The sequence below is a fragment of the Pseudomonas sp. Arb-4-2C genome (assembly GCF_055755015.1).
The window spans coordinates 632,363-650,621 of record NZ_CM146899.1 but is presented as its reverse complement, the minus strand read 5'-3'; the positions used below and the strand labels follow the sequence as shown (position 1 = coordinate 650,621).

Sequence of the window (18,259 nt, the reverse complement as noted above, 5' to 3'; positions counted from 1 at the left end):
GGGTTATCTCCGGGTCGGGTCGAACGTGGCGGGCAGCGTGGCCCAGCAGGCGTCGTAATTGGATTGCAGTTGCGGGCAGTCGAGGGCGAAACGGCTTGGGCGCAGCACCTGACTGGTTTCGAACATGAAGGCCATGGTGTTGTCTATTTTCGCCGGCTTGAGCTCGGCGTTGATCGCTTTGGTGCAGGTTTCGCCGTCCGGGCCATGGGCGCTCATGCAGCTGTGCAGGGACGCACCGCCGGGCACGAAGCCTTCAGCCTTGGCGTCGTACTCGCCCTGGATCAGGCCCATGAATTCGTTCATCAGGTTGCGGTGGAACCACGGCGGACGGAAGGTGTTCTCCGCCACCATCCAGCGCGGCGGGAAGATCACGAAGTCGAGATTGGCAAGGCCATGCACGCTGGTCGGCGAGGTCAGCACGGTGAAGATCGAAGGATCCGGGTGATCGAAACTCACGGTGCCGATGGTGTTGAAACGACGCAGATCGTATTTGTACGGCACGTTATTGCCGTGCCAGGCGACCACGTTCAGCGGCGAATGATCGAGCTCGGTCCCCCACAACTGGCCGAGGAATTTCTGCACCAGCGTCGTCGGCTGCTGCAGGTTTTCATAAGCGGCAACCGGGGCCAGGAAGTCTCGCGGATTGGCCAGACCGTTGCTGCCGATCGGCCCCAGGTCCGGCAGGCGCAGCGGTGCGCCATGGTTCTCGGCCATGTAGCCACGGGCCTGCGCATCGAGCAGTTCGACGCGGAACTTCAAACCGCGCGGCAGCACGGCGATCTCCAGCGGCGCCACGTCCAGCACACCGAGTTCGGTGGCAATGCGCAGCCGTCCCAGTTGAGGCACCAGCAGCAGTTCGCCGTCGGCGTTGTAGAACACCCGCTCCATCGAGCGGTTGGCGGCGTAGTTATAGATACTGATGCCGGCAGGCTTTTCCGCCGCCGAGTTGGCGACCATGCCAACCAGGCCGTCGATGAAATCGGTCGGCTCGTCGGGCATCTTCAGCGGATTCCAACGCAGGCGATTGGGGGTCACCTCACCCAACGGCCCACCGGCCAGTTGCCGCTCAAGTTTGACGAACGCCGGATGATTGGCCGACGGCTGAATCCGGTACATCCAGGTGCGCCGCGCTTCGCTGCGGGTCATGGTGAACGCGGTGCCGGAGAGCAATTCGGTGTACAGACCGTACGGGGCTTTTTGTGGCGAGTTCTGGCCGATGGGCAAGGCGCCGGGCAACGCTTCACTGCTGAATTCGTTGCCGAAACCGGACTGGTACGCCAGCTCCGACGCGTTTGAATCGAGGTTCATGGAGCCTCCTGAACAGGGAGTCGGCAGTGGCCCATCACTCTGGCTCAGAGGTTTCGGCACGCCGGGGTTGTTATTGTCGTAATTCGATTACGCATAACGTAATTTGCTCGCTATCCAGCGTCAAGCTATAAAGACGCCCATTCGTTTTCGGATCCCGGCCGCACCATGGAAAAAACCAGCGACAGCAACGGCAAACAGAAAGTCCGCTCCGCCGAGGTCGGCACCGACATCCTCAAGGCTCTGGCCGAGTTGTCGCCCTCCACCTCGCTGTCGCGTCTGGCCGAACATGTGCAGATGCCGGCAAGCAAGGTGCACCGCTATCTTCAGGCACTGATCGCCAGCGGCTTTGCCGAACAGAACGCCGCCACCAACCATTACGGCCTCGGCCGTGAAGCGCTGCGCGTGGGCCTGGCCGCGCTTAACAGTATGGACGTGCTCAAAGTCGCCGCCCTGCCCTTATCCGAGTTGCGCGACGAGTTGAATGAAACCTGCTTTTTGGCGGTATGGGGCAATCAGGGCGCGACCGTGGTGCACATCGAACCCGCAGTGCGCGCGGTGACAGTGGTTACGCAACTGGGTTCGGTGCTGCCATTGCTCAGTTCGTCCACCGGGCTGGTGTTCAGCGCCTATCTGCCGCATCGGGAAACCGATGAATTGCGCGAGCAGGAAATCGCCGTCGCCGGCCATCCGCTGGCCAACGAAAAAATCTATGCGGATCTGTGTGAACAGATCCGCACCCGCAGCCTGCATCATGTGCACGGTTTGCTGATGCCGGGCGTGGATGCATTGTCGGCCCCAGTGTTCAACGCGGTGGGACAGATCGCCGCCGTGCTGACCATCGTCGGCCCGACCTCGCTGTTCCACGCCGACGAAAACGGCCCTGCTGCCCAGCGCTTGCTGGCAGCGGCGCGTGCGGTCAGTTGGCGAATGGGCTACCAGGCCGACGACCTGCGACCTTGACGCAAAGGCCGCCATCCATTCAGTGATGCACCGCCGCAGCCGGACACGACTGTTGCATGCCCCGTAACAGTGCATGTCCGGAATCGCTATTTTTCCTTCGGGCTCAAGTCCTTATTCTGAGCGGGCTTTCACGGCACATGCCGCAAAGCACGAAGCCCCTGGCCGCTGAGCAATTCGCGCCATGCGCCGACCGATTTCAGATGAGTCGAATCGTCGATTTATCGCCCCGGTGTTCACTGACGTTGATTTGTAGCTCCTTGATCCAACGTCTTACCTTGGCCGCTGCGTTTGCAGCGGCCTTTTTTATGCCTGCTGAAAAGCAGGCATCCCGTCCTACAAGAAATATCCGAAGATTCCATCAGAAACTTCTTATTGCAAAGAAGTACAGGACCCCGCCCTTTTCCAAAGCCTCGAAAGTTCATTCAAGACAACAAGCATTAACTCACGAACTTATCAGACTTCTTAACTCAGGCTTTGTTGTAACTTAAAACGATTCAAACATCCTCTGACAACAAGGGTCGCTTGTCAGCGGCATGGCTATGCCACAGCACCACAACTTCATTACGCACATTCAAAAGGATATGAATATGCAAAACCCACCGAAGCCGCCCAATACTTCCAGGCCAGGTTTTCTTGAAATCGATACCGCACTCGAAATAAAAGGTGTGGCGCCTGACCATATGCGGCCTGGCCCACGCACTTCGAATGACAATCGCGCCGGTCCAATCGGTCACGGCGTTAGTGCCTACAATCAGAACCTGCAAAAAATACGTACAACTAATCAGGCACTCGAGCAGGACTATCAAAACAGACTTGGCCAACTACCTAATGCCATTGAAAGCGAACTTGCAACCGTCCGATCCCAAGGCGCCACTCATCCACTGGCACCCGTGCAGTCCATCATCAGGGAGCTTGGCGTACTGCACACACTGGCCCAACGCAAGGCAAACGAGTTTCACCGCAAGACGGTGACAGCCCATGAGTTTTATGGCGGCGATCCATTCAATCGGCATGTCAACGAATTCATGGTCAAAGCCACGACGATGGAGAAATGGCCGGGGCCCAATGGCATCGCCATGCAAGCGCTGCAAAGGTCGCTGCAGGCAGCCAATGATGCCCGCGTGGCGGCCCACGTTCTGCAGTCACTCAACCAGCGCACGACCGACCTGCAAAATACCCTGGCGATGTTGCAAGCGGCGGAACAGTCGCGACTGGCGGCAGAACGTATTGCCGCCGAACAGGCCCGAATCCAGGCCCAAGCCAAAGCGCAGGCCGAGGCGCTGGCTCAGTTGCAGGCTCGCGAAAACGCGCGGCTTGCAGCTTTGGCCGAAGCAGAACGGCAGGCGGAATTGCTCAGGATCGAAGCTGAGCGACTGAAACTCGATCGGCAACTGGCAACACTTGAAATCCGCAGCGTCTTTCCTGCTTCAGCCATTGCTACTTCGGGCCCGAGCTTTGCTATCGCCGCGACGGCCATAACACTCTCACCCGAAAAAGGCCTCGCGATACAAACGGCATTGCGCTCTGCCGTGCAAATCGTCACTGCAGCCAGCACTGCAGCGTTGGGCTCAGCGCTCCTCGGTTTCGCGGCACTGCTGATGCCATCTCGATTGGGTAACGGCGAACGCTTCGTGATGAGCGTGCCGCTCGCAGAACTGACAATGGAAAACACCGAGACCCTGCGAGAGATCGCCGATCGTCAGGGCTCCGTGGATCTTCCAGTAGGACTGGGCTTCAGATCCATCGGCAGCGGCACAGAAGTGTTCGCTGTTACCACCGACGGATTCGACCTTCATACAGATGTTCCCGTGCTGAGCGCCGACTACAACGGGCAGAGCGATCTTTACCAGATTGCCATGCCGGGTTCGCCTGACGATTTCCTGACCTGGACGCCAGCAGTCACACCGGACAACAGTTCCACTCTCCTGCCGTCCGCTGAAACGCCGATCACGCCATACAGCGGCGCCTCGATCATTCCCATTGAAGGACGCCTGGATCTGCATCCCATCGTAGTGGAGGGCTGGGAGCGTTTCATCATCGTCTTTCCGGACGACTCGGGGATTGCACCGCTGTATGTGGTGTTCAGCAGTCCATATGAGGGTGCCACCGTCAAAGGTAAATTCAGTGGCCGAGCATTCAATCCGGAGCAAGCGGGTGGATCGATACTTGATCTGGATTGGCGTGCGACTGCCATTACTCGCAAAGGGATCGATGCGGTAAAACTGCACACCGCCCGCTTAAGCCAATCGGATGCCAACGACATCATGATTGAACGTCTGGAAAAAATACTGGGTGGGTACTGGGAGATTACTGATACAGACTTGCGCTACTACACTCATGAAATAAGAGAACTTGAGCGTTACAGGGTATTCGGTTACAGCGACGAAACATCACCTTCCGACCAGTCCCCAATATGGAACAACGCGCACACGGCGACCTTGGAAGACTACAAGCTCGGCAGCGAACTGACACTTCTCTATACCGAGGGCGCCATTAATGCGATGAATATGCAAGATCAAAGAGAATACGAAAAAGACATCAGGAGTTTTGGCCAATGAACACTGTCGAAAAAATAATCAGAAATGAGCCCGTGTCCGAGGTAATTTCACTCTTTGCCCTGATGTGGCCGGCGATGCGCATTGACAATATGTATGGACGATATCGCACCGAGGTAATTTCAGAAGGCATATTGATGGACACTTACAACTCGCTATTCAAAAACGGAGTACTTTCTATTGATGCGAATGGGAAAACCGTTAAAGGTCCGAACTGGATAGCACCGACGTTCGTGACGGAAAAGCGCTACGAGTAATCAACAAGAAGCCACCCGGCAATTATCTGGAAGCCGGGTGGCCCTGCATGCCTAAAGCGAATACTTCTGCAAATTCGCCATCATTTCCTTCAACGCCTCGATATTGTCCTTCGGGTGCGCAGCGCCTTCGAAGTCGCAGATCTGCTGCCAGCGCGCCGCCACATCTTCCGGCGAGAAACCCACCCGAGGATCGAACCCGGCGCCGAGGCTGCGCTCCCAGCGCACCTTGCCCATCCAGCCACCTCCGACTTCGAACAAACCGGACGTTTCCTGGCACTGCTCGCTGGCCAGGTACACCACCAGCGGGCTGACCAGTTCTGGCTTGAGCTGTTCGAACACTTGCGGCGGGATCAGGCCTTCGGTCATGCGCGTGCCGCCAGTGGGCGCGATGGCGTTGACCAGGATGTTGTTCTTTCGACCTTCGATGGCCAGGGTTCGGGTCAGCCCGTAAAGGCCGAGTTTGGCCATGCCGTAGTTGGACTGGCCGAAGTTGCCGTAGATGCCCGAGGTCGAAGCGGTGAAGATCACCCGGCCATAGTTTTGCTCGCGCAGGTGCGGCCATGCGGCACGAGTCACTTTGTAGGCGCCTTCAACGTGAACGCGATAGACCAGATCCCAGTCGGCGTCATCCATCTTGTGGAAGGTCTTGTCGCGCAGAATTCCGGCGTTGTTCACCACCACATCGACACGACCGAAGGCATCGAGGGCGTTCTGCACCAGTTTGTCGCCGTCGGTGACCGAGTCGTGGTTGGCCTCGGCGATACCGCCGGCCTGACGAATTTCCGCCACCACGCGATCAGCGGCAGAGGCGTTGGCACCTTCACCCTGGGTCGAGCCGCCAAGGTCGTTGACCAGCACTTTGGCGCCGTGCCGGGCGAACAGCAAAGCGTGCGCCCGACCCAGGCCACCACCGGCTCCGGTGACGATCACGACTTTATCTTCGAAGCGTACGGACTCATTCATCGGGGGCAACTCCAGCAGGCCGAGGGACAATGACCCCGAGTGTCAGGCACGGGGCTTTGGGTCACAACGAACACGGCTGGGGCTGAATGGTGGGCGATAAGGCAGGGGGATGATGAGCAGCGTGGCGGGAGGAGCAAACTCCTCCCGGTGTCATCACGAGCACGCGACCTTGCGCGGCGGCAACTCCAGGCGCTCGCGAAACGCCAGATAATGCTTGAGCACCTGAACCGGCGCTTCGATCTGCGGGTAGTGGCCGATGCCCGGTAACAACACCGTGTCGGCGTCAGCAATCAACTCGCGGTAACGCTTGACCATGTGCGCACCGGAGATCGGATCGACTTCGCCATCGATCACCCGCAGCGGCACTTCATCGCGCTGCATGGCCGTCACCCAGCGGTCGCGCTGCACCCGGCGCTCGGGAATGTAGCTGATCAGCTTGTGCATGATGCGCGGACCGCGATGGGTCTCGATCAGGCTCCAGAAATCATCCAGCTCGCTTTCCGTGGGGCTGGTCTGCGGACCGAAGATCTGGCGAAAACTTTTTACCAGGCCATCACGGGTGAAGGCACGGCCGATCATCCAGCCCAAAGGGCTGAGCAACAGCTTTTGCATCAGCACCGGGCGATGGGTTTCCGGGAACAGCCCGCCGTTGAGGAACACGCAACTGGCGACTTCGATCTGGTTTTCGTAATGCCGGGCAAGCAACTCCTGGGCAACGCTGTCGCCGTAATCGTGGGCCAGCACATGGATCGGTTGTTCGACCTGCAGATGCACCAACAACGCTTGCTGCAGGTCGGCCTGTTCCAACAGGCTGTAGCTGTGATTCAACGGTTTGGCCGAATCACCGAAACCGAGCATGTCGCAGGCAATCACCCGATAACGCTGGGCCAGTGGCTGCCACAGGTAATGCCAGTCCCAACTGGCCGTCGGGAAACCGTGGATCAGCAGCAGCGGCTCACCCTGCCCCGCCGTCCAGTAACGGATCGACTGGCCACGAAAGACAAACGTCCGGCTGCGTTTGCGCCAGACACACAGAGGAATCTCGGCAAGAGGCATCAGAGTTTATATCCGGGGTCTTGTTTATCGAGTTTGCGCAGCAGCGCCGGCCAGGCCAGCGCGCCACCCATGCCTTGAGCACTTTTGGTGACGCCGGCAATCATCGCTTTGGCGCCCGCGAGAATCTGCGGTTCGATGGCGATCAGTTCAGCGCCACCGGTCTGCGCCATGACCTGAATGTCACAGGCGCGCTGGAAGGTGAACATCATCAGAAACGTGTCGGCGATGGTGCCGCCACAGGTCAGCAACCCGTGGTTGTGCAGCATCAGGAAATTGTTCTCGCCCAGATCGGCTTGCAAGCGGGCCTTTTCTTCGTGATTCAGCGCCACGCCTTCATAGGCGTGACAGGCCAGGCTCGACAGCACGAACAGCGACTGCTGACTGATCGGCAGCACGCCCTGCTTTTGCGCCGACACTGCGACACCCGAGGCGGTGTGGGTATGCAGCACACACACCACATCGTGCCGCACTTCGTGCACGGCGCTGTGAATGGTGTAACCGGCGGGATTGATTTCATAAGGGCTGTCCATGAGCTTGTTGCCGGCCTGATCGACTTTGACCAGGCTCGACGCGGTGATCTCATGGAACATCAAGCCGAACGGATTGATCAGGAAATCTTCGGTGCCCGGGACCTTGGCGGAAATGTGGGTGAAGATCAGATCGTCCCAGCCATGCAGCGCGACCAGACGATAACAGGCGGCGAGATCGACCCGGGTCTGCCATTCCGCGGCACTGACCTGGTCTTTGACATTAAGGGACGATTGGACGGGGGCTACGCTCACTGTATGCACCTCTGCGTTCTTGTTGTCTGGCACGTGTCAGCAGTCTAGTCAGCTCCCGGGACTCACGTAGTTGCATTGCCAGCCAGCTTGATGACTGAACGAGTCAGCAATGCAGACACCTTGGATCCATGTCAAAGCAGCGACGCCAATAAAGGTGCGGCGAACAGATTGAGCAACCCGGTCAGGACCATCACCAGCCCCGCCACCGAACCTTCTTCACCCCCCACTTCATGGGCCCGGCTGACGCCAGCACCGTGCGCGCCGACACCGAACAATGCACCACGCGCCAAGGCACTGCGCAATGGCAACCACTTGAGCAGCACCCCGCCGAGCATCGCGCCGAAGACCCCGGTGAACATCACGAACACGGCGGCCAGTTCCGGCACGCCACCCAGATCCTGCGCCAGCGGCATGGCGAACGGTGTGGTGATCGAGCGCGGCACCAGCGACATCGTTACCGAACTGTCCAGCGCCAGCGCCCTGGCCAGGCCAAACGAGGTGGCGATCGACGCGGCACTGCCAGCGAGCATGCCGAGCAGCAGCGCTGACCAATGCTGCATCAGCAACCGTCGTTGCTGCCAGATCGGTACGGCGAAGGCGACCGTGACCGGGCCGAGCACCAGCATCAACCAGTGGGTGTTGCTGGCATATTCGGCATACGCGGTGTGCAGCGGCACGGCAAGGGCCAGCAGCAACGCCGGCACCAGAATCAGCGGCGACAGCAAATAACGTCCAGTGCGCCGATAGATCCAGCGACTGAACAGGTACGCCAGCAAGGTGAAGGCGAGCCAGAACATCGGCATCAATTCAAGCTTCATGGGAACGCCTCATTCGCACGGCCAGTTCCACCGTGAACGCGGTCACCAGCATCACCATCAGGGTACTGGCAGCGATCACCAGCACGATCCGCCAGCCGTCATTGCGCAGCAGCGCGCCGTAGTCGAGCAGGCTCATCAACGCCGGAATAAAGAACAGCAGCATCTCTGCCATCAGCAGCCCCGCACCCAGTTGCAGCGCCGCCGGCTTGACCCAGCCGAAGGCGAACGCCAGCAGCAACAGCGCCATACCGATCACCCCACCGGGAATCGGCCAGGCCAGCCATGCGGCGAGTTGGCAGCCGAGCAGGTAGAGGCCGAGCAACACAGCCAGTTCGACCAACAGACGGGAAAGATGCTTGAGGGGGGCGGGTTTCATGGTTTTGGCTCCTGACAGGGGCTTATTTTACGAAGCCGACTGCCATCCCTGAAGCGAATTGTTAGACTCAACACCATTCCAAAATGGAATCAGGCAATGGAATTCAAACAGCTACGCAGTTTTGTCGAAGTCATGCATCAGGGCGGCTTTACCCAGGCGGCAAAAACCCTGCACATCAGCCAGTCGGCGGTGAGTAAACAAGTCGCGCAGCTCGAACAGAGTCTGGGCACGCCGCTACTCGAGCGGCTGGGTTCGCAACTGCGCCTGACCGCTGCTGGCAGTGTGGTGCTGCAACGCGCCGAAGGCATGTTGCGCCTGCGCAATGAACTGCTCAAGGAGCTGGATGACCTGAGCCACCTGGCGCGCGGCGAGTTGCGGCTCGGCTTGCCGTTACTGGGCAGCGACGCGCTGTTCGCCGGGTTGTTTGCCGAGTACCGGCGGCGCTATCCGAACATCAGCATTCAACTGCTTGAAGGAGGCAGTCGCAACGTTGAGCAGGCGGTGCTGAGTGGCGAACTGGAATTGGGCGGCAGCCTGTTGCCGAAAGACCCGCAATTCGACTTTCAGCCGTTCTGCGACGAGAAACTCGATGCGCTGCTGCCGGTGGATCATCCGCTGGCGGCACGTGGCGAGATCGGATTGGAGGAGTTGGCCGAGACGCCGTTCCTGCTGTATCAGCGCAGCTTCGTGCTCAACGATCGGCTGCTGCAGGCCTGCCAGCAAATGGGTTTTACACCAAAGGAAGGCGGGCGCAGCGGACAGGCGGATTTTCTCGTGGCACTGGTGGCCGCCGGGCAAGGCGTGGTGCTGCTGCCCAGCGTGGTCGCCCGGGCACTTGAGCGCCCGGGCGTGGTGCGCCTGACCTTGCGCGCGCCGGATTACCTGCGCTGGGACATCGCTTTCATCTGGCGTCAGGGCGCCTATCTGTCGAAAGCCGCCCAGGCTTGGCTGGCATTGTTGCGCGAGCGCGCAATCAGCCCTTGAGGGCGCTGATCAATTGCGCCAGCCATGGCTCGGCGTCGGTTTCCGGCGTCACGCTTTCGCTGGCGTCCAGACGCAGCATCTCCTGCACTTCGCGCACGCCCAGCTCAGCGAACAACTCGCGCAGCATCTCGCCGCCGCCACAGAAGGTATCGCCGTAACTGGCATCGCCCAGACCGATCACCGCACCCGGCAGACCGCGCCAGGCCATTGGCAACTGATCGCGAATGCTGAAATACAATGGCTGCAGGTTGTCCGGCAGTTCGCCCATGCCGGTGGTCGAAGTCACCGCAAGAAACGCTTCCGGGCCAAATGCCTGGATATCGGCCAGGCTGGCGCGTGGGTTGTAGAAGGTTTCAAAACCGGCGTCTTTCAGCAGGTTCTGCGCGTGACGGGCGACTTCTTCGGCCGTGCCGTAAACCGAGCCGGAGAGGATGGCGACTTTCATCAATCTGATCCTGAAGCTGAAAAAAATGAGCCGGGATAGTAGCAGCCCGATACAAAAGCCGCGATCCGCACTCAATTAGCGGTGATGGCCAGTAGACAGCGGCGTTGGAACTTCTAGAATGCCAGCCACCATCAACACTGAATGGATTCATTGATGATCAACGCCAGTCTGCTGCAAATGGTGATCAACGCGTCGAACGACGGGATCGTGGTCGCAGAGAAGGAAGGGGAACAGGACAACATCCTGATCTATGTGAACCCTGCCTTCGAGCGCCTGACCGGTTACACCAGCGAAGAGATTCTCTACCAGGACTGCCGTTTTCTGCAGTCCGGAGACCGCGATCAGGCCAGCCTGACGCTGATTCGCGACACGTTGCGCAATGGCGGGTCGTGCCGGGAAATCCTGCGCAACTACCGCAAGGACGGCACGCCATTCTGGAATGAACTGTCGCTTTCGACGGTGAAAAATGCCGAAGACGGCCAGACTTATTTCGTCGGCGTGCAGAAAGACGTCACAGTGCAGGTCAAGGCGCAGCAACGCGTCGCACAGCTGGAAGCGCAGGTTGCCGCCTTGCAAGCCGAACTCGCCGCGCTGAAAACGACGAACGGCGCAAACAAAACTGCGAACTAAGTGTCAGTAACTACAATCACCAATGACTTTGTAACTATTTCTTTCGAGCCAGGCCATGCAACGCGACGCACTCCTGACCCAGGATGAGCTGGATTTCATCCAGACCATGCAGCACAACCCGCAGCTCAATGTGCGGGATGCAACGTCGAGCCTGCTAGTCAATGGTGGTTCGCAGATCCGTGACCTGCTCACGCGCCTGGCCGCTCACGAACAAGTGACGATCCAGGCCAACTTCGAAAACCAGCAAATGACTTTCCCGCTGCATTTGGTGGAAGACGAATTCCACGCGTTGCACTTGCGCCTGGGCGTGCCAAGCATTTACGAGGACGGGCCGATGGTTCGCCCGTGGCGGCTGACTCTGGAAGAGCCGGTGGCGCTGGAAAACGCCAAGGGCCAACCGGGCATGATGTGGGTGCACGAGGTGTCGCACAAAGGCGTGCTGCTGGAAATGCGCAACAAGACCAAACCGCCGAAGCATTTCGCCTTGTGGTTCAGTCCTTCAGGTTATGAGCGGATTTCCCTGCGCGGCAATTTCGAGCGGGAAACCGAGCACGGCTTCTACGCCTATGAGCTGAGCCAGACTGATGCCGATGAAACCGAACGTCTGCGCCAGTTCATTCTGCAACAACACCGTCTGACCCATCCCGCCCTGCACACCTGAGTTTCAGGTATCGAGTTTGCCCGCAAGGAATTGCGTCATGCGCTGCTGCATTGTCGCCCCTTCGTTACCCAGGCAGCCGATTGAAGAACCGGCCAATGCGTCTTGCGCCAGGTCTGCCGCATCCCCAGCCAGCAACAACTGACAATCGAGACTCAGCGCCAGCCGATTCAGACGTCGCGGCAGCTCCGTCGTCGGTGCATGGTTGGAAAACAGCACCAGCGCCTGGGGTTTGATCTTCTCGCAGACCAGCGTCAATTCGTCGAACGGCTGCCCCGTCGTCAGCACGCGCACACCGGTTTCTCCACCGCTGAGAAACAGCGCAGCCACCAACAACTCGAGTTCACGGCACTCCCCGGCCAGGTCACTGACGATGATCCTGCGCGGCTGCGACTTGCGTAACACCATGATCCGCCCCAGGACCCGGGTACGCAGGAAGCCATCGAGAAACAGCCATTCACTGGTTTGCCCGAAGGCTTCAAGATGCTGGAGCAGGCGTCGCCACAGCGGCAGCACTATGCCCTGAAACACCACCGGCAACGGGTAGGAAGCAAAGATCTGCGAGTAGACCCGATCCAGTTCCAGATCGTCGAAAGCGCTGACCGCGCACTGCATCTGGTCTTGCCATTGTTGATAGTCCGCCGTCACCTGGTCATCGGAAATGATGTGCGCCAGTGCCTTCAGCGGCTCGGTCTTGGCCAGAATCTTGCCAACCTTGCTGACCGCCACTCCACGGTCGATCCACTCGACAATGCTGCGCACACGCTCAATATCGGTCATCGAATACAGCCGATGCCCACTTTCGGTGCGTACCGGCTCAATCAAACCGTAGCGACGCTCCCATGCCCGCAGCGTGACCGGATTCACCCCGGTCAGCCGTGACACTTCACGAATGGGGAACAGCTCTTCACGCTCGAGCGCGACAGATGCCTGCGAGGCAGGGTTAACGTCCGTGATAACAGCCATTTGCAGGTGAGTCCGCTCGATTGATTTGGATCCCATTCTACATCCGATGCACGTCATCGGTTCAACCCATGAACAGAGACGAAAGTCTCTGAAACTGTCATCAAAATCAGGAATAATCCTTGCTTGTTGAAAAGCGCAGGCACCTACCCCCAGCCTGCGTATTGCGAAACTCCTACCCGGAGCGACGCACTCGGAAATACGGAGATACACAATGTCTACTTCCCCTGTCACGCTGATGGTTGCGCGTCGCGTCGCCGACGGCCGCTATCAGGACCTGATTGCCTGGCTGCGCGAAGGCGAACAACTGGCCACTGACTTTCCCGGTTACCTGGGTTCCGGCGTGCTCGCTCCGCCGCCCGGTGACAACGAATTCCAGATCATTTTCCGCTTCGTCGACGAGCACACCCTGCACGCCTGGGAGCACTCGGCCTCGCGCACCGCCTGGCTGACGCGGGGCAGCGATCTGTTTGCGCATCCCAAAGAGCATCGGGTCAGCGGCATCGAAGGCTGGTTCGGCGCAGCAGGCCAGCGACCACCGCGCTGGAAACAGGCCGTGGCGATCTGGCTGGCGTTCTTCCCGGTGTCGCTGCTGTTCAACTTTGTCCTCGGGCCCTTGCTCGGCGAGTTGAGCCTGTTGCCTCGCGTATTGATCAGCACGGCGTGCCTGACACCGCTGATGGTTTATTTCTTTATTCCGCTGTCGACACGGTTGCTGGCCGGTTGGCTGAACAGCGTTCCGGCACGTCGACTGCCTGTTGAACCGGTCTCTCAAAACCGTTGAGATTCCATGTGGGAGCGGGCTTGCTCGCGAAAGCGGTGTGGCATTCAACAATGCCGATGACTGATACACCGCTTTCGCGAGCAAGCCCGGCTCCCACAAAAGCACAACACCCGTCTTGCGATAGGTCGGCAACCCGCGTCGCTGTTATAGTTTTGCTCTCACCGCGACGCGAGCCGTTCATGACCACTTCTTCCGCCCCGATCCTCATTACCGGTGCCGGCCAGCGTGTCGGCCTGCACTGTGCGCGGCGCCTGCTCGAAGACGGCCATCGCGTCATCTTCACTTACCGCAGCGAACGTCCGGGCGTGCAAGCCCTGCGTGATCTTGGCGCTGTCGGGGTGTTCGCGGACTTTTCCAGCGAAGCCTCCATTCTTGCCTTCATCGAAGAATTGAAAACCCATACCGACAACCTGCGCGCCATCATCCACAACGCTTCCGAGTGGCTGGCGGAAACTGTGGACAACGAAGCCGACGCCTTTGTGCGCATGGTCAACGTGCACATGCTCGCGCCCTACCTGATCAATCTGCACTGCGCCGACCTGCTCAAGCGCTCGACGCCTGCAGACATCATCCACATCAGCGACGACGTCACCCGCAAGGGCAGCAGCAAGCACATCGGTTATTGCGCCAGCAAGGCCGGGCTCGACAGCCTGACCCTGTCCTTCGCCGCGCGTTATGCGCCAGTGATCAAGGTCAACGGCATTGCGCCGGCCCTGCTATTGTTCAATCCCGACGACGACGCGGCGTACCGTGCCAAGGCCCTGGCGAAATCCGCGCTGGGCATCGAGCCCGGCAGCGAAGTGATCTACCAGAGCCTGCGCTATCTGCTCGACAACCCCTATGTCACTGGCACGACCCTGACCGTCAACGGCGGACGGCACGTCAAATAAGCTGCTGCGCGAGGACCTCCCATGACCCGTTCCCTGCCCGAGAATTACCGCGAGATCCTGATCGGCCTCGGTGAAGACCCCGACCGCGAAGGCCTGCTCGATACGCCCGTGCGCGCGGCCAAAGCCATGCAATACCTGTGTCATGGCTACGAACAGAGTGTGGATGAGATCGTCAACGGCGCGCTGTTCGCCTCCGACAGCGACGAGATGATCATCGTCGCCGACATCGAGTTGTACTCGTTGTGCGAACATCACCTGCTGCCCTTCATCGGCAAGGCGCATGTGGCTTATATTCCAACGGGCAAGGTGCTGGGGCTGTCGAAGATCGCGCGGCTGGTGGACATGTTCGCCAGGCGCCTGCAGATTCAGGAAAACCTCACCCGGCAAATCGCCGATGCAGTACAGCAAGTCACCGATGCCGCCGGTGTTGCGGTGGTCATCGAGGCCCGGCACATGTGCATGATGATGCGCGGCGTCGAGAAACAGAATTCGACCATGAACACCTCGGTCATGCTCGGCGCGTTCCGCGACTCGAGCAACACCCGCCAGGAGTTCCTGCAATTGATTGGACGGAGCAAGTAAATGTCACAACTTCAACCGGGAATGGCGCGCATCCGGGTCAAGGATCTGCGCTTGCGCACCTTTATCGGGATCAACGAGGACGAGATCCTCAACAAACAGGACGTGCTGATCAACCTGACCATCCTGTACGCCGCGCAGGAAGCGGTGCGTGACAACGACATCGATCACGCACTGAACTACCGCACCATCACCAAGGCGATTATCGCCCACGTGGAGGGCAATCGCTTTGCGTTGCTCGAACGTCTGACCCAGGAGTTGCTGGATCTGGTGATGACCAACACCGCCGTGCTGTACGCCGAAGTCGAAGTCGACAAGCCGCATGCACTGCGATTTGCCGAGTCGGTGTCGATTACCCTCGCCGCCAGCCGCTGAGTGCGTCTGGCGCTTCAAGCGTCAGACTTTTATCATCCGCGCCACGATTTGACTGCACAGAGCCCATCATGACCGAGCAACAACGCCTCGAACTCGAAGCCGCCGCCTTCCGCCGGCTGGTCGCCCACCTGGACAGCCGCAAGGATGTGCAGAACATCGACCTGATGAACCTTGCCGGTTTCTGCCGCAACTGCCTGTCCAAGTGGTACAAGGCCGCCGCCGATGAACAGCAGATCGAGGTCAGCCTCGACGACGCCCGTGAAGTGGTATACGGCATGCCCTACGCCGAGTGGAAAGCCCAATACCAGCAAGAAGCCAACGCCGACCAACAGGCGGCGTTCGCCAAAGGAAAACCCAATGAGTGATTTGAACACCCTGCGCGCCAGCCTCAAGAGCGGCGAACACGTTTTCGCCGACACCCTGGCCTTCATCGCCGCCGGTTACGACTACCAGCCGCAAGCATTCAACAACGGCGGCGTGGAAAACGCCGCCGGGCAGAACGAAGGTTCGTGCAAGACGTTGGGTCTGGCGCTGCTGGAAGGCCTGAGCGATGAGGAAGCGCTGCTGGCATTCGGCGAGCATTACCGCTCGGTACTGGCGACGCCTGAAGGCAGCGACCACGGCAACATTCGGGCGCTGATCCAGCACGGTCTGGCTGGCGTCAAATTCACCGCCCAACCCCTGACCCGCCGCTGATTTCAGTCGCAGCCCCAATCGCCCGCTCCCACACTGGTCAGGCGGTGTAGCTGAAAATGAGGGCATAAAAAAACCGGCCGAAGCCGGTTTTTTTGTATCTGCGATTTAGAACGAAGCGTTCTGCAGACCGTCCAGGTAACGCTCGGTGTCCAGTGCCGCCATGCAGCCGGCGCCGGCCGAGGTGATGGCCTGACGGTAAACGTGGTCAGCCACATCACCGGCGGCGAAGATGCCTTCGACGCTGGTTGCAGTGGCGTTGCCGTCACGGCCGCCCTGCACCACCAGGTAACCGTCTTTCAGAGTCAACTGGCCTTCGAACAGCGAAGTGTTCGGAGTGTGGCCGATAGCGATGAACACGCCGTCGACCTTGATTTCGTCGAAGCTGCCATCGTTGTTCTTCAGGCGCGCACCGGTCACGCCCATGTTGTCGCCCAGCACTTCATCGAGGTTGGCGTTCAACTTGAGGATGATCTTGCCTTCGGCCACGCGGGCGTTGAGCTTGTCGATCAGGATCTTCTCGGCGCGGAAGGTTTCGCGACGGTGGATCAGGGTCACGGTGCTGGCGATGTTGGCCAGGTACAGCGCTTCTTCAACAGCGGTGTTGCCGCCGCCCACCACAGCCACTGGCTTGTTGCGGTAAAAGAAACCGTCGCAGGTTGCGCAGGCCGAAACGCCTTTGCCCATGAACGCTTCTTCCGACGGCAGGCCCAGGTAGCGAGCGCTGGCACCGGTGGCGATGATCAGCGCATCGCAGGTGTAGGTCGCGCTGTCGCCGGTCAGGGTGTATGGCTTGGCGGCGAAGTCCACGGCGTTGATGTGATCGAAAACGATCTCGGTTTCAAAACGCTCGGCGTGCTCGCGCATCCGCTCCATCAGTGCCGGGCCGGTCAGACCGTGCACGTCGCCCGGCCAGTTGTCGACTTCGGTGGTGGTGGTCAGTTGACCGCCAGCCTGCATGCCGGTGATCAGCAGTGGCTTGAGGTTGGCACGGGCGGCGTAGACCGCAGCGCTGTAACCGGCAGGGCCGGAACCGAGAATAATCACTCGCGAATGACGGACTTCAGACATGACCTGCTCCTGTTGACCGGGCCGAAAGACTGGCGCGGAACGCCGGACTGCCGGCGGGAATAAAAAAGGACTGTGGATAACCTTGGGGAAGGCATGAGCTCGACAGTCCTGTAAAAAGTTGGGTGCAGCGTATCGAGGGGGGCAAGATTAAGGAAATACGGTTTAACAATCCAGCTCATAGGTGGTCTCTATGCGCAGACACTGACGAGATGGACGTCTTTGTTACAGTCAATGTCGATCGCTCTGCCGCGCTTTCGCACGTGTTGCAAAGCCGGTAAGGTCGGCGCGTTTTCCCTTGCTCGGAGCACCCTATGCCCGCCCCTGTCCTGTCCGGCCCGCAATACCTGCGCGAAGGCCTCAAACTGGTCCTCAGCCCCGGCCTGCGCCTGTTTGTGTTGCTGCCGCTGGCGATCAACCTGGTGCTGTTCGTCGGATTGATCTATCTGGCCGGCCATCAGTTCAGCCTGTGGGTCGACAGCCTGATGCCGTCGCTGCCCGACTGGCTGAGCTTCCTCAGCTACATCCTCTGGCCGCTGTTCGTGGTGCTGGTGGCACTGATGGTGTTTTTCACCTTCACCATGCTGGCCAACGTCATCGCCGCGCCGTTCAACGGCTTTCTCGCGGAAAAGGTCGAAGTGGTGGTGCGCGGCACCGACGACTTCCCGGCGTTCAGCTGGGGCGAACTGATCGCGATGATCCCGCGCACCCTCGCCCGGGAAATGCGCAAACTCGGCTACTTCCTGCCGCGAGCGATCGGCCTGTTCATCCTCTCGTTCATCCCGGTGGTGAACATCGTCGCCGCGCCGCTGTGGCTGCTGTTCGGCGTGTGGATGATGGCGATCCAGTACATCGACTACCCGGCAGACAACCACAAACTGGGCTGGAACGAGATGCTCGCCTGGCTGCGCCAGAAACGCTGGCAGAGCATGAGCTTCGGCGGCATCGTCTATCTGGTGCTACTGATCCCGGTGGTCAACATCCTGATGATGCCAGCCGCTGTAGCGGGTGCGACGTTGTTCTGGGTGCGTGAACGCGGTGCGGAGAACCTCGTCACCCAGCGCTGAGCCGGTCACGGACAGCCCGGTCACAAATCCATCATCCGAACGTCACAG

22 protein-coding genes are annotated in these 18,259 nt (G+C 59.6%); 13 read left to right on the top strand and 9 right to left on the bottom strand.

The window, feature by feature from the left end:
• Positions 1–3 precede the first annotated feature (3 nt).
• Positions 4–1,308 carry a homogentisate 1,2-dioxygenase gene (hmgA, locus tag AC0J41_RS02840; protein ID WP_025109415.1) on the bottom strand — a complete coding sequence of 435 codons (1,305 nt, stop codon included), beginning with the start codon at positions 1,306–1,308 and terminating at the stop codon, positions 4–6.
• A 165-nt stretch (positions 1,309–1,473) separates the two neighbouring features.
• Here hmgA and AC0J41_RS02835 point away from each other — a divergent pair, with 165 nt between their 5' ends.
• From AC0J41_RS02835 to AC0J41_RS02825, 3 genes are all read left to right on the top strand, one after another.
• Entirely contained in the window at positions 1,474–2,268 is a 795-nt protein-coding gene (locus AC0J41_RS02835; RefSeq protein WP_025109416.1) for an IclR family transcriptional regulator, read from the top strand.
• Between the two features lie 533 nt (positions 2,269–2,801).
• On the top strand, positions 2,802–4,826 hold the full coding sequence (locus AC0J41_RS02830) for an S-type pyocin domain-containing protein (RefSeq protein ID WP_473014508.1): 2,025 nt from the start codon (positions 2,802–2,804) through the stop codon (positions 4,824–4,826).
• Positions 4,823–5,080 (top strand): hypothetical protein, encoded by a 258-nt coding sequence (locus AC0J41_RS02825; protein WP_025109418.1) that lies wholly within the window; start codon positions 4,823–4,825, stop codon positions 5,078–5,080. The genes AC0J41_RS02830 and AC0J41_RS02825 overlap by 4 nt, the downstream gene beginning before the upstream one ends.
• Before the next feature lie 51 nt (positions 5,081–5,131).
• Here the strand turns inward: AC0J41_RS02825 and AC0J41_RS02820 are convergent, their stop codons facing one another.
• The 5 genes from AC0J41_RS02820 to AC0J41_RS02800 all read right to left on the bottom strand — a co-directional run bounded on the left by AC0J41_RS02820 (position 5,132) and on the right by AC0J41_RS02800 (position 9,075).
• Positions 5,132–6,043 (bottom strand): SDR family oxidoreductase, encoded by a 912-nt coding sequence (locus tag AC0J41_RS02820; protein ID WP_473014507.1) that lies wholly within the window; start codon positions 6,041–6,043, stop codon positions 5,132–5,134.
• Positions 6,044–6,196: 153 nt separating this feature from the next.
• A complete protein-coding gene (locus tag AC0J41_RS02815; protein WP_473014506.1) occupies positions 6,197–7,099 on the bottom strand; it encodes an alpha/beta fold hydrolase in 903 nt (300 codons plus the stop codon).
• Positions 7,099–7,881, bottom strand: a complete 783-nt coding sequence (locus AC0J41_RS02810) for a class II aldolase/adducin family protein (RefSeq protein ID WP_025109421.1) — start codon at positions 7,879–7,881, stop codon at positions 7,099–7,101. Before AC0J41_RS02810 ends, AC0J41_RS02815 begins: the two co-directional genes overlap by 1 nt.
• Positions 7,882–8,012: 131 nt before the next feature.
• The gene (locus AC0J41_RS02805) at positions 8,013–8,699 is read right to left on the bottom strand and encodes an LrgB family protein (protein ID WP_473014505.1); all 687 of its coding nucleotides are present in this window, start codon (positions 8,697–8,699) and stop codon (positions 8,013–8,015) included.
• Positions 8,689–9,075: a CidA/LrgA family protein gene (locus AC0J41_RS02800; protein WP_025109423.1), complete on the bottom strand. Its 387-nt coding sequence runs from the start codon at positions 9,073–9,075 to the stop codon at positions 8,689–8,691. Before AC0J41_RS02800 ends, AC0J41_RS02805 begins: the two co-directional genes overlap by 11 nt.
• 96 nt (positions 9,076–9,171) lie before the next feature.
• Between AC0J41_RS02800 and AC0J41_RS02795 the strand changes: the two genes are divergently transcribed.
• On the top strand, positions 9,172–10,059 hold the full coding sequence (locus AC0J41_RS02795; RefSeq protein WP_473014504.1) for a LysR family transcriptional regulator: 888 nt from the start codon (positions 9,172–9,174) through the stop codon (positions 10,057–10,059).
• On the opposite strand, the gene AC0J41_RS02790 is transcribed toward AC0J41_RS02795, so the two are convergent.
• Positions 10,049–10,504: a flavodoxin gene (locus AC0J41_RS02790; RefSeq protein ID WP_473014503.1), complete on the bottom strand. Its 456-nt coding sequence runs from the start codon at positions 10,502–10,504 to the stop codon at positions 10,049–10,051. The two genes, AC0J41_RS02795 and AC0J41_RS02790, sit on opposite strands and share 11 nt — an antisense overlap.
• A 153-nt stretch (positions 10,505–10,657) precedes the next feature.
• Between AC0J41_RS02790 and AC0J41_RS02785 the strand changes: the two genes are divergently transcribed.
• Positions 10,658–11,134, top strand: coding sequence for a PAS domain-containing protein (locus tag AC0J41_RS02785; protein WP_473014502.1), 477 nt, complete (start codon positions 10,658–10,660; stop codon positions 11,132–11,134).
• Positions 11,135–11,189: 55 nt separating this feature from the next.
• Positions 11,190–11,795, top strand: coding sequence for a hypothetical protein (locus tag AC0J41_RS02780; RefSeq protein WP_025109427.1), 606 nt, complete (start codon positions 11,190–11,192; stop codon positions 11,793–11,795).
• 3 nt (positions 11,796–11,798) lie between these two features.
• Here the strand turns inward: AC0J41_RS02780 and AC0J41_RS02775 are convergent, their stop codons facing one another.
• Positions 11,799–12,758 (bottom strand): MerR family transcriptional regulator, encoded by a 960-nt coding sequence (locus AC0J41_RS02775; protein ID WP_473014501.1) that lies wholly within the window; start codon positions 12,756–12,758, stop codon positions 11,799–11,801.
• A 211-nt stretch (positions 12,759–12,969) separates the two neighbouring features.
• On the opposite strand from AC0J41_RS02775, the gene AC0J41_RS02770 reads away from it, so the two are divergent.
• The 6 genes from AC0J41_RS02770 (at position 12,970) to AC0J41_RS02745 (ending at position 16,079) form a co-directional block, all read left to right on the top strand.
• Positions 12,970–13,539, top strand: coding sequence for an antibiotic biosynthesis monooxygenase (locus tag AC0J41_RS02770; protein ID WP_473014500.1), 570 nt, complete (start codon positions 12,970–12,972; stop codon positions 13,537–13,539).
• Between the two features lie 179 nt (positions 13,540–13,718).
• Positions 13,719–14,429 (top strand): dihydromonapterin reductase, encoded by a 711-nt coding sequence (folM, locus tag AC0J41_RS02765; protein ID WP_473014499.1) that lies wholly within the window; start codon positions 13,719–13,721, stop codon positions 14,427–14,429.
• Positions 14,430–14,450: 21 nt separating this feature from the next.
• A complete protein-coding gene (folE, locus tag AC0J41_RS02760; protein WP_025109431.1) occupies positions 14,451–15,011 on the top strand; it encodes a GTP cyclohydrolase I FolE in 561 nt (186 codons plus the stop codon).
• Positions 15,012–15,383 carry a dihydroneopterin triphosphate 2'-epimerase gene (gene folX, locus AC0J41_RS02755; RefSeq protein WP_025109432.1) on the top strand — a complete coding sequence of 124 codons (372 nt, stop codon included), beginning with the start codon at positions 15,012–15,014 and terminating at the stop codon, positions 15,381–15,383.
• Between the two features lie 68 nt (positions 15,384–15,451).
• Entirely contained in the window at positions 15,452–15,748 is a 297-nt protein-coding gene (locus AC0J41_RS02750; RefSeq protein ID WP_473014498.1) for a DUF1244 domain-containing protein, read from the top strand.
• Positions 15,741–16,079: a HopJ type III effector protein gene (locus tag AC0J41_RS02745; protein ID WP_128615114.1), complete on the top strand. Its 339-nt coding sequence runs from the start codon at positions 15,741–15,743 to the stop codon at positions 16,077–16,079. The genes AC0J41_RS02750 and AC0J41_RS02745 overlap by 8 nt, the downstream gene beginning before the upstream one ends.
• Positions 16,080–16,184: 105 nt before the next feature.
• Here AC0J41_RS02745 and trxB read toward each other — a convergent pair whose 3' ends face one another.
• Positions 16,185–17,147, bottom strand: a complete 963-nt coding sequence (trxB, locus tag AC0J41_RS02740; protein WP_003221727.1) for a thioredoxin-disulfide reductase — start codon at positions 17,145–17,147, stop codon at positions 16,185–16,187.
• A gap of 311 nt (positions 17,148–17,458) precedes the next feature.
• On the opposite strand from trxB, the gene cysZ reads away from it, so the two are divergent.
• Positions 17,459–18,211 (top strand): sulfate transporter CysZ, encoded by a 753-nt coding sequence (cysZ, locus tag AC0J41_RS02735; protein ID WP_025109435.1) that lies wholly within the window; start codon positions 17,459–17,461, stop codon positions 18,209–18,211.
• Positions 18,212–18,259: the final 48 nt, after the last annotated feature.

Bases quoted from the DNA above. Each gene is read 5' to 3' on its own strand.
- hmgA (WP_025109415.1), bottom strand. From the start codon at position 1,308: ATGAACCTCGATTCAAACGCGTCGGAGCTGGCGTACCAGTCCGGTTTC.
- AC0J41_RS02835 (WP_025109416.1), top strand. From the start codon at position 1,474: ATGGAAAAAACCAGCGACAGCAACGGCAAACAGAAAGTCCGCTCCGCC.
- AC0J41_RS02830 (WP_473014508.1), top strand. From the start codon at position 2,802: ATGGCTATGCCACAGCACCACAACTTCATTACGCACATTCAAAAGGAT.
- AC0J41_RS02825 (WP_025109418.1), top strand. From the start codon at position 4,823: ATGAACACTGTCGAAAAAATAATCAGAAATGAGCCCGTGTCCGAGGTA.
- AC0J41_RS02820 (WP_473014507.1), bottom strand. From the start codon at position 6,043: ATGAATGAGTCCGTACGCTTCGAAGATAAAGTCGTGATCGTCACCGGA.
- AC0J41_RS02815 (WP_473014506.1), bottom strand. From the start codon at position 7,099: ATGCCTCTTGCCGAGATTCCTCTGTGTGTCTGGCGCAAACGCAGCCGG.
- AC0J41_RS02805 (WP_473014505.1), bottom strand. From the start codon at position 8,699: ATGAAGCTTGAATTGATGCCGATGTTCTGGCTCGCCTTCACCTTGCTG.
- AC0J41_RS02800 (WP_025109423.1), bottom strand. From the start codon at position 9,075: ATGAAACCCGCCCCCCTCAAGCATCTTTCCCGTCTGTTGGTCGAACTG.
- AC0J41_RS02795 (WP_473014504.1), top strand. From the start codon at position 9,172: ATGGAATTCAAACAGCTACGCAGTTTTGTCGAAGTCATGCATCAGGGC.
- AC0J41_RS02790 (WP_473014503.1), bottom strand. From the start codon at position 10,504: ATGAAAGTCGCCATCCTCTCCGGCTCGGTTTACGGCACGGCCGAAGAA.
- AC0J41_RS02785 (WP_473014502.1), top strand. From the start codon at position 10,658: ATGATCAACGCCAGTCTGCTGCAAATGGTGATCAACGCGTCGAACGAC.
- AC0J41_RS02780 (WP_025109427.1), top strand. From the start codon at position 11,190: ATGCAACGCGACGCACTCCTGACCCAGGATGAGCTGGATTTCATCCAG.
- AC0J41_RS02775 (WP_473014501.1), bottom strand. From the start codon at position 12,758: ATGGCTGTTATCACGGACGTTAACCCTGCCTCGCAGGCATCTGTCGCG.
- AC0J41_RS02770 (WP_473014500.1), top strand. From the start codon at position 12,970: ATGTCTACTTCCCCTGTCACGCTGATGGTTGCGCGTCGCGTCGCCGAC.
- folM (WP_473014499.1), top strand. From the start codon at position 13,719: ATGACCACTTCTTCCGCCCCGATCCTCATTACCGGTGCCGGCCAGCGT.
- folE (WP_025109431.1), top strand. From the start codon at position 14,451: ATGACCCGTTCCCTGCCCGAGAATTACCGCGAGATCCTGATCGGCCTC.
- folX (WP_025109432.1), top strand. From the start codon at position 15,012: ATGTCACAACTTCAACCGGGAATGGCGCGCATCCGGGTCAAGGATCTG.
- AC0J41_RS02750 (WP_473014498.1), top strand. From the start codon at position 15,452: ATGACCGAGCAACAACGCCTCGAACTCGAAGCCGCCGCCTTCCGCCGG.
- AC0J41_RS02745 (WP_128615114.1), top strand. From the start codon at position 15,741: ATGAGTGATTTGAACACCCTGCGCGCCAGCCTCAAGAGCGGCGAACAC.
- trxB (WP_003221727.1), bottom strand. From the start codon at position 17,147: ATGTCTGAAGTCCGTCATTCGCGAGTGATTATTCTCGGTTCCGGCCCT.
- cysZ (WP_025109435.1), top strand. From the start codon at position 17,459: ATGCCCGCCCCTGTCCTGTCCGGCCCGCAATACCTGCGCGAAGGCCTC.